Here is a 15,684-nt window from a genome sequence, read left to right on the forward strand (position 1 = left end):
TGGTTGAACGATTATGGCGGAGCGTTAAATATGAAGAGGTGTATCTCAAAGCTTATAGCAGTGTCACAGATGCGAAAAAGCAATTGAGTGCATATTTTGAGTTTTATAATCTGAAACGACCTCATTCAAGTCTAGACAAAATGACACCAAATGAGTTTTACTATGATCAGCTACCCCAACAAAACAAGGTGGCTTAACTAGAGCGGAATATCACTTATAAATACGCTTTTAGTTGTTCAAACAAGTGGAACCACCTCTAACTATGACGCACTCGATCAAAGTCTCAATTAAAAATATAAATAAAAAATATATACTTAAAGTATAAAGTTAATACCTGAGATCAGAATGAGCCAAGAGTCTTCTAAGGTCATCACTCGCCAATGGATGATTATTCAGTTTTTATTAAATAGTAAATATGTAAGTAGCAATGAAATTGAAAAATATTTACTCACTAAAGGTGTAGTGACAACTCAGCGGACTATTCAAAGGGATTTAAATCTATTGGAAACATTATTTCCTTTGGAGTGTCGCCGTGATTGTATGCCTTATAGTTGGAGATGGAAAAAAGTAGAACAGTCGGTCAAGGGGGTGAGCTTGTCGCAGGCCTTAATCTTAAGGCTTGTTGACGATCAGTTGAGTGATATTTTACCTGAACATACACAGCAAGAATTATTACCATTATTCCAAAAGGCACGATTGATTACATCAAATGCTGTTTATGAAGAGGATGAAGCAAGCCTTCTTGATATTTTGACTAAAGATCGAAAGCGAACAATTGGATTAGTACAGTCTTCGATAACTCAGGAATTGGCTTTAGGGGTTACTCATAAAGTTACAAAAATTTATAAAGATATTTTTAATACTGAAGATCGTGAAACCAAGAAGTACTTAAAAACATTAAGTACATTACTTGAATCATACGAAATGCCAGAATTGGCAAATGCTTTAAAAAATTAATTTTACGAGAGTGAAAAAGATGTTTAAAACACAGCAAAATATACAAACACATATTCCAGAACTTGAAACATTACTTCAAAAATATGATTTATCTGTTGAGCCACTCATTCAGCTAAAATCAAATGTTGAAAATTTTAAGGTCCGTGTGCCATTGATTGGGGCATTTAGTGCTGGTAAATCATCTTTGATCAATGCTTTGATTCAGAAGAAACTACTTTGTGTTGAAATTGACCCTGCAAGTAATTTAGCGACTGAAATTAGTTTTTCAAAAGATGAAATCATTAAAGGCTTTAAAGCGAATAACTTTGTTAAAAATCTGACAGCACAAGAATTAAAAGACCAAGAGTTTTTAGATTTGATGCCTGATGGACATATTGAAGTACAGCTCAACCAAGCATTTTTGCAATCTCTTCCTCATTTATGTTTAGCAGATTTACCAGGTTTAGACTCAAAATCTGATGCTCATATGCAAGCAATTCATCATTATTTAGGGCGTAGTTTGGCCTATGTAATTACCGTAAGTAGTGAAGAAGGGACGTTAAAAGATAGTATTAAAAAGTTTCTACAAGAATTAGCACTGCATAAAGCACCTGTCGTAGTGATTATTACCAAAAATGATAAAAAAACACCTGAAGAAATGGTCGCGATTAAATCGCAAATTACTGAACAAGTAAGATCATTATTACCTGAAGGAAATTATTTAGATGTTGTGTCTGTATCTTCGAAAAAGAAAGATATAGCTGAAGCTGTTGAAGCATTCCAAAAATTAGAGAACTTGAGTGAAATGCGATTTAAGGAGACGGTTGTACCCCAGTTCAATCGAATCATTGATGAGATCGCATCACATTTGACTATTCTCTTGAACCAAGAAGATTTGGATACAGATGAATTGAAAGAAAAACAACAACAACTAATTGATGAGACAGAAAGTTTTAAGCAAAAACTTTCTATTGAATATCAAAAGATGAAAGAGCAGGTTCCTTCAGTTTTAAATAATGTAGTTGATCATATTCGAAATCGTCTTTTAGGTGAGACAGATCAATATGCAACAGCTCTAATAGGTCAGAATAATATTGAGAGTGATTTAAGTTACAGTGTAAGAATGGCTTTAACTGAAGGTATGGATCGCTACTTCAAACCTTTGGTAGATAAATATATTCATCGTATAGAGACAGATTTACCTAGTCTTATCGTTAATCAAAACTTTCATTTTGAGCAAGAAAAAACTGGTAGTGCTGTATTTGATCTTGGTCTGACTGGAATTACAGGGATATTAGCCTTTGTATTAAAGCGTTTTCCGTTAGCAGCGATGATCATGCCAGTGGTTACATCTATATTTAAAGCATTTATGTCTGACTATAATCGTGACCAACAAAGAGCAGAACAGAAAGAAGCTGCACGTGATCACGTTCGAGGAAAAATTATTCCGCAAGTGGTTGAGCAAGTGCAGATCAATTTAGGTTCTATTTTGCAAGAACAGCTTCATACCGTTAATCAGCAGGTAGAAGATCAAATCAATAATAAAGTCACACAAGCTCAACACTCGATTTCTATGTTAGAAGAACAACTTAAGCAAAATACTGAAGAAAGAGCGGTGCTACATGCAGCATATCAAAGTGATTTAACAATCATTCAAAATATGCAACAACAATTAGAATCTTAAGGAATAAACATGAATAAGCATGTAGAAATTACTCAAATGTATGAAGATTTGAAGCAATATTTTAATAATAACCTAGGGCTTTTGAAAAAAGAGAATGTTTTAGCTCATGGTCAAATAGGTCTAGATTTTATCCATGAAATGGAGAATTTTTATAAGTTTTGTATGTTACCTGAACTTGCAGATAAGGTGATTGTTGGTGTTGGTGGCGCATTTAGTGCAGGAAAATCTAGTTTCTTAAATGGTATCTTAGGTCGAAAAGTTTTGAGCGTAGCGATTGATCCAACGACATCTATTCCAACTTATTTGATACATGGTGAGCAACAAAAAATTGAGGCTGTGCTTAAAAATTCGCAGCAATTAGATTTGAGTCTGGAACAATTCAAAAACTTAACGCACCATGCTGAACAAGAGTTACATGAATTAGCAGTAAATATTGATTTAATTTTTTTAACTCAACCTGAGCAGAGATGGCCAAATTTAGCGTTTTTAGATACCCCAGGCTACAGTAATCATGAAGATATTGAGCAAGGCCTGTGTGATGCACATATCGCTAAAGTTCAGCTTAATGATGCACAGTGTTTAATTTGGTTGGTCTCAGCCGATCAAGGTGTTATTTCTCAAAGTGATATCGATTTTTTAAAAACAATTCGCTCAGATATTCCTAAATTAATTGTGATGAGTCGGGCTGATAAGAAATCACCTGATGACTTAACAGAAATTAAAAAACTCACTAAATATACTTTAGCTCAGCATCAGATTGAGGCTGTTGATGTATTAGTACTTTCTGCAAGACAACCAGAAAAATTTGATCGTCATTTATTAGATGATTATCTCGCGCAATGGAGCTCAAAAAGTCAAGAATCTCGTATTATCGAAAACTTTAATCAGTATTTCGATGCAATGAAAAAGCATCTTAATAATAAAGAGGGGGAAATAGAGATAGAGCAATTTCAAAGAAAATTATTTGAAAAAATTTATCAATTAGCAGTTTATGCAAATATTGATCTTGAAGCGCAATGGCAAAAATACTTAGCTGTACAAGCCAAAATTGAGCAAGACAGGCAAGATAAGTTGATTGCATATCAGGCTGAACTGGAACGTGAAGCGTTAAAAATAGAAGAAGAGAAACGTCTGCAACAGGTTAAGCTTGAGAAAGAAAGGGAAATGTTAAAAAACCAAGACTTGATTGCTAGAGCAGAGCAACTTAAGCAACAAGTACAAAAAACTGAGCGTCGTAGCTTGGAGCAAATTTTAGAAGATGCACAAGAAGAGATTAGTCGCCCTAGTGCTGGTATTTATGTCATTGATGATGTCTACAGTATCCGTAAAAAAACTGAAAAAGCCATTAAATCTTATGCTTATGAGGGTGATGGCGAGTATGGTAAATATAATGATGATCCTCTTGTACTCGTTGATACCACAACATTATTTAAAAATGCAGAGAATGGTCTGTATCTGACATATTCAGAGCTGTACTGCAAAGACATGCTATCAAAACGCTTTGTTATTCGTTTAAGTGAGATTCGAAGTATTCGTTTCGATAAGAGTGATTCTAAGCTCAGTATTAATGGTAAAGAAGTGTTGTATGTACCTCAGGATAATTTAAAAACACCTATGGTGAATCTTGCCAACGCATTGAAAACCTATATCGAGCAGTAATCATGATATAAAAATGAAGATTTTAAGTTTTAGCTCAACTTAGTAAAGGCTAATCCCCTATAAATTTTAGGATTATAGAGAATGCAATACCAAAAAGACTTTGATATCACACAGCGTTATGATTTTTTGTGTCGTGCCAGTCAGTCAAATGTGGAACAAGGTGGGCAGCGTTTACAACTTGTAGCCGCTCTAGATGCTTTGGACAAAATAATTAATCATGATTTACCTGAGTTGGCATATTCAGGTAGCTCAGGTCACGTCACTGATATTCTAAAAGCTCTTAATCTTGAATTAGAACATTTTAGAGTATTCTGTGAATTTCCAGACTTAGCTCAAAGAGTTATTGTGGGGGTTGGTGGGGCATTTAGTGCAGGAAAATCCAGTTTAATTAATACGATTTTGGGGAAAAAGCAGTTAGTGGTTGAGATAGATCCGACGACTTCATTACCAACTTATTTATTACACGGTGATCAAGAGCAAATTACCGCAATCAATTTATTTCATCATCGTGTAGTTTTATCCAAGGCTGAATTTGCTAGCTTGACCCACGAAGAAAAAATTAAATATGGTAGTCAGATTTCGGGTTTATTACGTTCAGTTTTTGTCAGTGATCCTCATTTTACTTGGAAAAATGTCGCTTTACTTGATACTCCAGGATATAGCAAACCTGATAGTGAACAATGGAGCGAACGAACAGATGAATCTGTGGCACGTTCACAACTCAATTTGTCTAATTATATTATTTGGGTGGTATCTGCAATGCAAGGTACGATCTCTGAAGATGATTTAAAGTTTTTGGCAACTTTAAATGCGGATATTCCTAAGCTGATTGTAATTAGTCGAGCAGATACTAAGACTCCTGAAGATATTATTCAGATTGTAGAGTTAGTGAAGCAGATTACATTTGAACGGGGAATTAATGTACTGGATGTGATTCCTGTATCTGCACGAAAGAAGATGGACTTTCCATCGCAACCTATAGTGAATTATTTGGAGAAGTGGAATGAGCACAAACAAAGTTTTAGCCTTGTTCAAAATTTTCAAAGGCTGTTCAGAAAGTATGTTGAAATTATAGAGGAAAAACAAAGTAGCACTTTAAGAAAACTTAATCGTTTAAATCGAATTTTAACTTTAACTGAATTAGCTGAGATTCAGGAGGATGCGCAAGAACTACGACTAGTTGCTGAGGCAGATTTAATATCTTTAAGAAATAGTATTAAATTATTCAAAGAGCTAGAAAATAAGTTTTTTACAAAAATTAATACTTCTATTAAACATATGGATGTTAAATCAAGAATAAAGTTGGCCACCATTGCAAGTGATAAAGAAATAAAAATACTTCTTGCTCATGATAAATCTACAGATGTTAAATTAGCTTTGCTAAACAATAATGAAAATTCAAATGAATCAAGGCACGGTTTTTGGGAGAGGGTTTTTGGTCGTTCAGGCGGTTATTTAGATGAGGAAGTTTTGCTTATTTTAGCTCAAGATTCTGAGCTGCTCGTAAGGATTAATGTTGCGGAAAACAAATATTTAACTGAAAGAATAAAAAAAAATTTATTAAAAGACTCTGAAGTATCAGTGAAAATTGCTTTATCTAAAAACTTTAATATAAATGAGATCGTTAAAAAAGATAATGTGTGTCTAAGGGATATTTTTGTTGTAGATAATTCTGGTGTTTGTAGGATCGTATCGATTTTAATATAACCGCAAATTGCGGATAAGAAATTGAATTGAAAAATAAGATAACTTGACCCATCAGTTAAGTAATCACTCAAAACTCAAGTTTGATCCATGACAAAATAATGGAGTCACAGTCCCTCTATAGCTAACATCATGTTAACTTTCGAGATATTAAAATGGCTAAACGCTTTAGTTCTGAATTTAAGCAACAAGGGTGGTAATCTCCCTCCTAAAATGATGGATAGAGATAAAAATCAATCCTTAGTACGTCAATCTATGACCTAGTCACCTTTTGTCTAGGTCTTTTTTCCATAAAATTGAGCTACAATTTTTTTCATAACTAATTGATATTAAAAAAGAGCAGGGTATGTCAATTCAACAGCATTTAGAACAACTTTCTAACTTGTGTCAGAACTTACAGGTTTGGGGAAAAAGATTCGATAACAACGAAATTTCAAATGTTTTTCGTTTAAAAGAAACCTTACAACAAGATATTCAACGCTTTGAACAAGAGCAACAAACTTTAAATATCGCGATTATGGGGCAAGTAAAGGCTGGGAAAAGTAGTTTTTTAAATGCGCTATTGTTCGATGGTAAGCCTGTTTTACCAACGGCTGCTACACCTAAAACAGCCAATCTCACCCGTATTAGCTATGGTGCTACACCTGCTTTAGAAATCGAATATTATTCGAAAGAAGAGTGGGCTGATTTAGAAAAGCTGGCTCAAGAAACATATGAATCTGAGTCTGTCAAAGTAGCCAAAGAACTGGTTGAAATGGTTGATAAAGCAGGGCTTGATGTGAGTGTTGCTTTAGAACAACAACATCAACGCATTGAAGCCACTTCACTTGATGAGTTAATGAATATATTAAATCAGTATGCAGGCAATGATGGTCAATACACAGCATTAGTAAAAATGACGCGTCTGTATCTGCCTAATGAAGAATTGAAGGGTTTTGATGTTATTGATACCCCAGGAATGAATGATCCTGTCATTAGTCGAACACAAAAGACCAAAGAAGAAATGGCACGTTGTGACGTTGTATTCTTTTTATCAAGAGCAAGTCAGTTTTTAGATCAGTCAGATATTGATTTATTGACTGAACAATTACCTCAGGGTGGTGTCGAACGTCTTTTCTTGATTGCAGGACAATATGACTCAGCGATTCTAGATGATGGTTTCAATCAAGAGAGCTTAGCGGATTGTGAAAGTAATTTGCAACGACGTTTGAATAAACGCGCAGTAAAAGAATTAGGCGATTTAGCTGACAAAAAGCGAAAAGCAGGTCATGAACATTTAGCAAACTTGCTAGAAAACTTAGTTAGTCCAATTGTTTCGAGTACTTTTGCACATGGTTTTGCTTCATGGGATTCTTCGACATGGGATGCTGCCATGCAACATGTATATAAGGAATTAAAAGAAACAGCAGATAATGATTGGGATGGATATCAATTTACACAGCAGGATTGGCAACGTATTGCTAACTTTGAAACTTTAAAAGAAAAATACCAAGCAGCACGTATTGAAAAAAATCAGATTTTGGAATCGAAGAAACAAAGTTTGTTACCTAAAGCGCAAGAAAAGCTTGATGAAGCCTTAACAGATTTAAGAGAAACTGTTGAAGGTCGTATCATCCGTTTAAATACGCAGGATATTTCTCAATTGACTGAATCAGAGAAGCTGTTAGAACAACGTATACGAGCGATTTCATCTAAGCTTGAGCAACATATTGGCACTGAACTAATATCAATTCAAAAAGCGAGTAATAGCATTGCTCAGGAATTGCAAAAATCAATTCAGCAATATACTCAACTCACTACACGTACTGGTTCTGAAACACATGAAGAGGCTTATGAAGTCAGCACATCTGTAATATGGAAGCCTTGGACATGGTTGAGTAGTGAAACTCGCTATCGGACATACACAACAAATTATGAATATTTATCTGCTTCTGATGCGGTAGAGCAAATCGCACAATATGCTAGAAACTGCAAGGTTGATATCCAATATCATTTCAATGATTTAATTCGTCCAAATCAATTAAAACTGAATTTGCGCCGTGCTCTGGTGAATGAATTAAATACTGCACAAGCAGATTTTGATGTCACTCAGTTTAAAAATGTATTGGATGCGGTCATCCGTCAGTTGAATCTGCCAGAGCTTAATTTAGAAATTGGTGATCCAAGCCGTAAAATCAGTCAAAACTTCAGTGGTCAAATCAAATCTAGCAATGATATGCAGAAGTTGAAGCAAGCGTTGAACCAATCTTTGCAGGAAGTTTTTAAATTACTAAACGATCAATTTAAAGCATCAGCAAAACAAATTGAATTCAATTTAACTGATATACAGAATCTGTTGGCGCATAAATTAACACAGGGCTTAGAAAATGAGCTCTTACAGATTAAGCGAGACTTTTCAGAGAAGCAGAAATCTATACAAGAATATGAAGCCTTAAAAGCTCTTATATCTGATGAAGCCTCAACAAAAAAAATTGCCTAATTTAACTCAGGAAGCGCATTACTTGTTCTTCCTTTTAATTCCATGATGGACAGTATATTGAATGAATACATCAGAATTATTTAAAAAAATTCAGCTGATTCAAAGCCAGCTTACTCAAGGTTTGGTTGAACGAGAACAAACGATTAAGCTGACACTGCTTGCAGCTCTAGCAGGTGAACATATTTTGCTAATCGGCCCACCTGGCACGGGGAAGAGCTTAGTCTCACGCCGTCTTCACTTGGTTTTTAAGGAAACCCCTTATTTTGAACGGCTTTTGACCAAATTTTCAGTGCCTGAAGAACTTTTTGGACCTTTATCGATTCAGGCTTTAGAACAAGATAAATATACTCGTCTAACCAAAGGTTATTTGCCTCAGGCATCCATTGCATTTTTGGATGAAATTTTCAAAGCGAACAGTGCCATTTTAAATGCCTTGCTTACTTTGTTGAATGAGCGTGAATTCGATAATGGTGTGATCAGAGAAAAGGTGCCATTGATTTCAGTCATTGGAGCAAGTAATGAATTACCTGAAGATGGTAATCTCAGTGCCTTATATGACCGTTTCCTATTCCGACAATATGTTGAGCCTGTTAGTAAATCTGGGTTTAAGCAGTTATTGACGATGAAAGCTAGCGAGGAAGAGCTATCTGTTGAGCAACTTTCGTATGACGAGCTCAAATACATTCAACAACACTCAAAAAAAGTGGAGTTATCTGCTGAAGCATTACAATTTTTAACGGAGTTGCGTAAGTGGTGTGCCGAAAATCAGATTCAGGTTTCTGACCGCCGCTGGCGCAAAATTGCAGGCATGCTCCAAGTTTCTGCATTTACCAATAGTCAAAGTCAGGTCACGATTTGGGATTGTTGGTTAGTTCAACATTGTATTTGGGAAAAGCCTGAGCAGATTGAATTGGTCGCAGGGATGTATGAACAATATTGTGGGAAGTCGGTGGTAAATTTAAAGAATTTGCTTACGGTAGTTGAGGTATTAGAAAATGAAGTGGAAAAATTACCTAAATGTGCTGAAAAAAAGATGAAAGACTCCAATATCAATGCATTTAGTCAAAAAGCTCAAAATGTAATTCATAGTGAGTTAATCGAAATTACTACACCTGTTTTTCCTGATGCAATTGAGGATGGAACAATTGCAACATGGCATGTAGAAGTCGGGGATAAAGTAGAAAGAGATCAGGTTATCTGTGATATTGAAACAGATAAGGTAGTTCTAGAGGTTGTAGCTCCGAAGGATGGCATATTTTATGCAGTTCTCAAAGATGAAGGTGAGACAGTCTTATCAAAGGAAAAAATTGCCGTGCTTGAATTAAAAAAACAATTTATGAGCACTACAGATGATAACACTTCTATTGCAAAAACTATTGGTCATCTCAATAAATCACAATTTTCAAGGTAATTAAGGAAAAAGAAAGATGAGTTTTTGGAATTCAGGGTGTAGTTTATTTTTAGCAGTTAATAATGAGAATTTAAATGAAGCTGTTTGGATGAAATTTAATAGAAAATTTTTTAAATGTATTCAAGGGGCATTTATATGCTTTTAACTCAATCGATCTTATCCTATATTAAGATGTCTGATAAAGAGCAGGAGGTTTTGGATAGTGTACGAACTCTACATTATAAGTTATGTACATATTTTTCTGTACAGAAAAGTGCTACAGCAAGTATAGAAAAATTAAAAAATTATATTGAAAAGTTGGTTCAGTTAGGCATTGTATTAGATGAAGAACTGATTTTTGATAGTGTGATTTATGCTTATCAGCAACGAAATAAAAAGTATCCTGCTGATTTCACAATGCGTTTAGCATTGGAGTATATGCAAAATCGTCATTCTAATTCTTCAAAATCACTCAATATAGAAGAGCATTCAGGAAAATTGAACATAAAGACTCATATGCAAAAAATCGAAGATATTGAGAAACATATAGAACGTATCAGTTTAATTAAGTTACAACTCACAAAAAATATAAAAGAACTAGAAAGCCAAGGTAAGGGTCATTTATGGCTTGATCATGAATTTGTTGATCCTGCTTTAGATACATTAAAAGGCAGTTTTGCTCAGGTGCAGGAAATTGAAAATCGTATACTGGTTTTAAAAGTGACTTATCAGGATTATCAGGGCTAATATATGGAAAATACAGTCGCTGCTGATTATTTAGAAGATCAATATGCCTTTTTAGATGATTGCCCTTCCGAACTTTTAGAAGAAGTGATTTGTTCGACTTTAGGTTCTCTTGAACAGCGCAGTGAGACCATGCAACAATGGTATAAATATTTCATGATGGGGGAAATTCCTCCAATACCTGAGTGGCTGCCAAAGCATAGTTCTGATGTTGTTCAGCAGCAAATTGTGCAGTCAGGAATTGCCCCTTTTTTGAAAGATCAGCATGAGCTGACGATTGAGTTCTTAAAACATGTCATATTGCAATGGCAAGTGATTCAATCTGAATATCAAGAAAAAATGCAAAAATGGCTACAGGATAAAATTGCCAATGCTAAACAAGGTAATGAGCCTTTTGATGCTTCTGAAGTAGAACAAGATTTTGACTTTAAGTATTTAGGTGAATTGGTTATTCATAATTCATGGCATGAGCGATTAGAGGCATGGAAACAACTTAACAGCGTATTCGGTGATTTAAGCCAAATGCTTGGTCGTGGCGTAGATATCACTAAGGGTATTCTTAAACATCAAAATTGGCGTCATATTGAACGATTACAAGAACTGTTAAAGTGTATTGATGAGTTTAAAAAAGTCGTTGATGCATTGGGACGTTTGCAGGAAAGTATAGATGATGATGAGGAACTCGAAAGTTTCTTTGAAAGCATTTCACGCGTTGTAGAAGAAATCCAAGAGAAGGTTGTTGATTATGTACCTGAAGAAATGTCAGGTACTGAACGTAGTGGTGAAATTAGCCGTATGTTACCACAAGAAGCCTTGTTCCTAGGTCATCCTAAATTAAAATTACTTTGGCATGCAAAACGCTATGAGCAGGCTTTATTAAGCTACAAAGTACAGGGACTAGAAATTGAAAAAACTTGGGTAGATATTTCTCAACAACAAGAAGTGAAAAAGCCACGTACTCGTTTTGATCGTGGTCCTATGTTGATTGTGATTGATACTTCTGGTTCGATGAGTGGCACACCAGAAATCATTGCGAAAGCGTTAACATTACAAGCTGCAAAAACTGCACATGCAGAAAACAGGGCATGTTACTTATATGCATTTGGTGGGCAAGGACAAAGAATTGAGCATGATTTAAAGTTTACTCAAGATGGTATTCAAAAATTACTAGAGTTTTTGGGCTATTCTTTTGGTGGTGGGAATGATATTGAAACTGTGGAGTGTGCTGTTAAACGATTAGAAGAAGAACAATGGAAAAAAGCCGATGTGATGATCGTTAGTGATGGTGAATGGACAGCTTCTTCTCATATTGAACAGATAGTAAAATCTTCTGCGGAAAAGGGTACTCGTTTCCATGGAGTGCAAGTTGGGGGATATGGGCAAGGGTTAAAGCAGTTATGCAACAGTACTTATAGCTTTAAAAACTGGGATAAAATTAAAAAATAAATACAGGATTAATCGTAAATTATCTGATGATGTTAATTGTAAAGTTTAAAATGGGATAGCATTGTGGAATATGCCTATTCGCGACTGGCGTTTAGCCATGAGCCGCTTTATTATTGAATTCGGTGACCGCTTAAGCAATCACCTTTAAATTTATGAAAAGCAATTACACAAAATTATTTACAGGCTCATTTATTATTGAATTCGGTGACCGCCTAAGCAATCACCTCTAATTTATGAAAAGCAATTACACAAAATTATTTATAAGCTCTCAAATGGGGGGATTTCAATTAATGCCATTTTGCACTTGTTGCAAAATCCAATCCTCGTATTCTTGCAGTGTTTCTCGTAGCATATCCATAGGTCGTACGATATAGTGTCTCTCAACTAATGCACTTGGTTTATGACCTGAGATCTGTGCTAAAGATCCTTCATTGATTTTTGCCCATATAGCTAATGTTTTATATGACCTTCTCAATCCATGGGGGGTAAGTCCAATATTTAGTTTTTTACATATTTTCTCTAAGCTATCATAAGGATTAACAATATGGCCACATTCAGCGCCTTTACTGCTAAATATGAATTTAGAATCAGAATTTTTCTTTAGTTCTAATAATAGGCTTTCAACATATGCAGTCAGAGGAATTAGGCGACCTTCATCTTCAATTTTATCTCTGACTTTTGCTGTTTTCCAACGAAAATCGACATCTGTCCATTTTAATGAAAGCAGCTCATTCTTTCTGCAACCAGTGATTAAACTACATATAAAAAAAATCGCAATTTTTCTACTAGTTAACTTATTTACCTCTTCAAACCATGGTTTTAGATGCTGTTTCATCAAACAATCATTTTTGGCTTTGGGGGAAGGGACTTTATCTTTAACCTTTTTGGCGTTATATGATTTTGGAGGTATTAAGTTTTCATAGTCTTCATGTTCCTCGCACCAATTGAGAAAAGCGCGTGTGAGTCGATATGCTTTAGCTGATGTTGTAGGGCGATAGTCATTTTGATCAAGCCAATCACAAAACACATCTGCAGTTAATTCAGAAAGCTTATACTCAAACAGTTGATAAATAGGTTGATTAGCATAAACACTATTTTTTTCAGGATCGTAACCACCTCTAGATAATTCGATATGATCCTGATAACTTCTAGGTCGCCAATTAGGTTGTCTTGCTTTTAAATATTCAAACCATACATCTTTAAATTTAATAGTTTTACGCTTTTCTTGTTTTAGCAGTTCTTTATTATCAGCTAAAGCTTTCTTACGCTCGATTAATGGGTCAATCCCTTTGTGGCACATAATCGCCAATTCTTGTGCATATTTACGAGCGTCATCTAATTTCCATACATCAACGTCACCAATTTTGATACGACGGTTTTGAAGACCAATACGACCTTGGAAGATGTAGCTTTTATTATTTTTAGGTGTAACTTTAACACCGAATCCTGGGGTTTTCTCATCCCAAAAAAAAGTTGGTTTATTTTTGTCTGAGCAATCAATTTTATCAATAGCAGGTTTTGTTAACTTCATTCTAGTAAGCGTCTGGTAAGCAAGTAGTAAGCAAAATCAATATATATTAATCAACAAAAAGAGTGAATAATAAAATTTTAAAATTATATAAGCATATGATAGTATTGATTTTATATATGTTGCTTGTTGATTTTTAATTACCATGTAAACGGACTCATAATCCGTTGGTCGACAGTTCAAGTCTGTCTGGGCCCACCAATTTTTTGTAATCATATGCACAGCTTTGCAATGATTTCATATATAAACCCATGAATTATAATGATTCGTGGGTTTTTTATTTCTGCTTTTTGCGCAACTATGTTTGGCTATGCACAGCTTTATTTGGCCCTCTTGTGTATCCAATCTTGTATCCGATACTCTTTCTGCATTACTCGGATACAAGAGATTTTGCTATGAAAAGAGTGGCTTTAGATAACATCAAACAAATCAAAGATACCCATCTTCTTAATCTTGAACCTGAGGATAAGGAATATCGTATTTCATGTGATGCTGGGCTTTATTTTCGTGTATCACCAAAAGGGAAAAAAACTTGGCAAGTCCGCTTTAAGGATGAGGCGGGGAAGTGGAAATGGCACAGTATTGGAAGTTATCCGCAGTTATCGCTTGTAGCAGCTAAACTTGAAGCTTCAACTATTTTTCTTAAGTTACAGCAAAATGAAAAAGTATTAACAAAAAAAGAAATTGAATTGCAAAAGATTGAGGAACAACAACTTAATTTAAAAAGTTTGATGTATGACTGGCTTGATACTAAGAAAACAACTTGGGCTGCAATAACAATAAAGAAAGAAACTCAATCAATTGAAAAACGTATCTTATCTGTTTTTGGTGAATTGGATTTCACCAAAATTTCACCTCAACAATGGCTGACATTTTTTCAGGATATGCTTAGAAGTGAAAGTATTTACAATCGTGTAGAGAAACTAGTTTCACATTGTCGCAATGCCTACGATCTTGCAAAGTTTCATGGACAAATAGAGTCGAACCCTTTGGATGGAATTTTGAAGTATCTTGATAAAGGTAGTAAAGGGAATATGAAGCATGTCAGTCTTCAGGAACTGCCCGAGTTGGTGCAGTCTATTCGAAGCTATAGAAATTCGCATACAGCAATTGCTTTAGAGTTACTTGTTATTCTTTTTCCTCGACCACAAGAATTGCGCTATGCAAAATGGCAAGATTTTGACTTTGAGAAAAAAATCTGGATAAAGCCTGCCGAAACAATGAAATGTGGTATTACCCATGTTGTACCTTTACCAAAACAGGCAATAGAACTGTTATTTAAATTAAAAGAAATTAGGACAGTATCGGATTTTTTATTTCCTAGCAGAGATAGCCTTATACAGCCAATGAGTGAAGCAACTTTAAATAATGCTTTGAAAAATCTAGCCTATCGAGGCCGTCAAAGTCCACATGGATTTAGACATATTGCAAGTACTGCCTTAAATAATCAATTCAGTGATAAAGAACAGGTTATTGAAGCTTGTTTAGCGCATAAAAAACAGGGTGTAAAAGCTGTTTATGACAAAGCTACACATTTAGAAGAACGAATTGAAATTATGCAATGGTGGGCCGACTATGTTAGTAATGTTACTGATAACATTAAAGCCGTAGCATAATTTTTTAATAAGACAAGGCTCGTCCCTAAGGGATCGAGCCTAATGCATTTGTTAACGCTCTTTGTTGAGCAGATGATTACGCCTGTACTGGCGGTTCAATTTTTTCATGCCGACTTAGGCCATATTCCATTTCATATTTCTACTGCTAGGCAATAGTTTTATGCTTGTCTAATCTGGAAGAACAAGCCACGATTTTTTCATGCTGGTGTAGCATTATCCTGATTTAAGTTTCAGGCAAACCCGTATAAGTTTATTTTCATCAGTGACCAAACTTCAGAATACTTACACTGTAACAATCTCGGCCTAGTCAGAGAGACCAATCCCCGACTGAGAAACACGACCAGTGTTCCATTAACCTTTCTTTTCTACATATTGTCCAACATGCTCACGCATGTGCCGACTCAAGTTTTCGCAATGAGCATCCCGACTGAAAAAATCGAAATGTTTTAGGATTCGCTTTAAGCTAGCTATCTCATTTGATACGAATCTTACTATGAA

10 protein-coding genes and 2 pseudogenes are annotated in these 15,684 nt (G+C 35.0%); 11 read left to right on the top strand and 1 reads right to left on the bottom strand.

Annotated features, from left to right (window positions below; translation table 11 throughout):
• The 10 genes and pseudogenes from ACEO2X_RS06195 to ACEO2X_RS06240 form a co-directional block, all read left to right on the top strand.
• A partial coding sequence (locus tag ACEO2X_RS06195) for an integrase core domain-containing protein (RefSeq protein ID WP_371971249.1) occupies positions 1-197 on the top strand: 197 nt, incomplete at its 5' end.
• Between the two features lie 148 nt (positions 198-345).
• Positions 346-957 (top strand): hypothetical protein, encoded by a 612-nt coding sequence (locus tag ACEO2X_RS06200; protein WP_371971250.1) that lies wholly within the window; start codon positions 346-348, stop codon positions 955-957.
• 19 nt (positions 958-976) lie between these two features.
• A complete protein-coding gene (locus ACEO2X_RS06205) occupies positions 977-2,620 on the top strand; it encodes a dynamin family protein (RefSeq protein ID WP_371971252.1) in 1,644 nt (547 codons plus the stop codon).
• Between the two features lie 9 nt (positions 2,621-2,629).
• Positions 2,630-4,279 carry a dynamin family protein gene (locus ACEO2X_RS06210; RefSeq protein WP_371971254.1) on the top strand — a complete coding sequence of 550 codons (1,650 nt, stop codon included), beginning with the start codon at positions 2,630-2,632 and terminating at the stop codon, positions 4,277-4,279.
• An 81-nt stretch (positions 4,280-4,360) separates the two neighbouring features.
• On the top strand, positions 4,361-5,986 hold the full coding sequence (locus tag ACEO2X_RS06215; protein WP_371971255.1) for a dynamin family protein: 1,626 nt from the start codon (positions 4,361-4,363) through the stop codon (positions 5,984-5,986).
• Between the two features lie 343 nt (positions 5,987-6,329).
• Entirely contained in the window at positions 6,330-8,462 is a 2,133-nt protein-coding gene (locus tag ACEO2X_RS06220) for a dynamin family protein (protein WP_371971256.1), read from the top strand.
• A gap of 61 nt (positions 8,463-8,523) precedes the next feature.
• Positions 8,524-9,369: pseudogene (locus tag ACEO2X_RS06225) on the top strand (AAA family ATPase); the annotation flags it as partial.
• Positions 9,370-9,558: 189 nt separating this feature from the next.
• Positions 9,559-9,783 (top strand): annotated as a pseudogene (locus ACEO2X_RS06230) (biotin/lipoyl-containing protein); the annotation flags it as partial.
• 225 nt (positions 9,784-10,008) lie between these two features.
• Positions 10,009-10,599 (top strand): hypothetical protein, encoded by a 591-nt coding sequence (locus ACEO2X_RS06235; RefSeq protein WP_371971258.1) that lies wholly within the window; start codon positions 10,009-10,011, stop codon positions 10,597-10,599.
• 3 nt (positions 10,600-10,602) lie between these two features.
• Positions 10,603-12,042 (top strand): VWA domain-containing protein, encoded by a 1,440-nt coding sequence (locus tag ACEO2X_RS06240; protein WP_371971260.1) that lies wholly within the window; start codon positions 10,603-10,605, stop codon positions 12,040-12,042.
• Between the two features lie 283 nt (positions 12,043-12,325).
• Here ACEO2X_RS06240 and ACEO2X_RS06245 read toward each other — a convergent pair whose 3' ends face one another.
• Positions 12,326-13,573 carry an integrase family protein gene (locus ACEO2X_RS06245; RefSeq protein WP_168390300.1) on the bottom strand — a complete coding sequence of 416 codons (1,248 nt, stop codon included), beginning with the start codon at positions 13,571-13,573 and terminating at the stop codon, positions 12,326-12,328.
• Positions 13,574-13,965: 392 nt separating this feature from the next.
• Between ACEO2X_RS06245 and ACEO2X_RS06250 the strand changes: the two genes are divergently transcribed.
• Entirely contained in the window at positions 13,966-15,186 is a 1,221-nt protein-coding gene (locus ACEO2X_RS06250; protein ID WP_371971262.1) for a tyrosine-type recombinase/integrase, read from the top strand.
• Positions 15,187-15,684: the final 498 nt, after the last annotated feature.

This window comes from Acinetobacter sp. AL9 (genome assembly GCF_041464035.1).
Taxonomy (GTDB): Bacteria; Pseudomonadota; Gammaproteobacteria; order Pseudomonadales; family Moraxellaceae; genus Acinetobacter; species Acinetobacter towneri.

Coding starts and splice junctions, on each gene's coding strand:
- ACEO2X_RS06200 (WP_371971250.1), top strand. CDS start 346: ATGAGCCAAGAGTCTTCTAAGGTCATCACTCGCCAATGGATGATTATT.
- ACEO2X_RS06205 (WP_371971252.1), top strand. CDS start 977: ATGTTTAAAACACAGCAAAATATACAAACACATATTCCAGAACTTGAA.
- ACEO2X_RS06210 (WP_371971254.1), top strand. CDS start 2,630: ATGAATAAGCATGTAGAAATTACTCAAATGTATGAAGATTTGAAGCAA.
- ACEO2X_RS06215 (WP_371971255.1), top strand. CDS start 4,361: ATGCAATACCAAAAAGACTTTGATATCACACAGCGTTATGATTTTTTG.
- ACEO2X_RS06220 (WP_371971256.1), top strand. CDS start 6,330: ATGTCAATTCAACAGCATTTAGAACAACTTTCTAACTTGTGTCAGAAC.
- ACEO2X_RS06235 (WP_371971258.1), top strand. CDS start 10,009: ATGCTTTTAACTCAATCGATCTTATCCTATATTAAGATGTCTGATAAA.
- ACEO2X_RS06240 (WP_371971260.1), top strand. CDS start 10,603: ATGGAAAATACAGTCGCTGCTGATTATTTAGAAGATCAATATGCCTTT.
- ACEO2X_RS06245 (WP_168390300.1), bottom strand. CDS start 13,573: ATGAAGTTAACAAAACCTGCTATTGATAAAATTGATTGCTCAGACAAA.
- ACEO2X_RS06250 (WP_371971262.1), top strand. CDS start 13,966: ATGAAAAGAGTGGCTTTAGATAACATCAAACAAATCAAAGATACCCAT.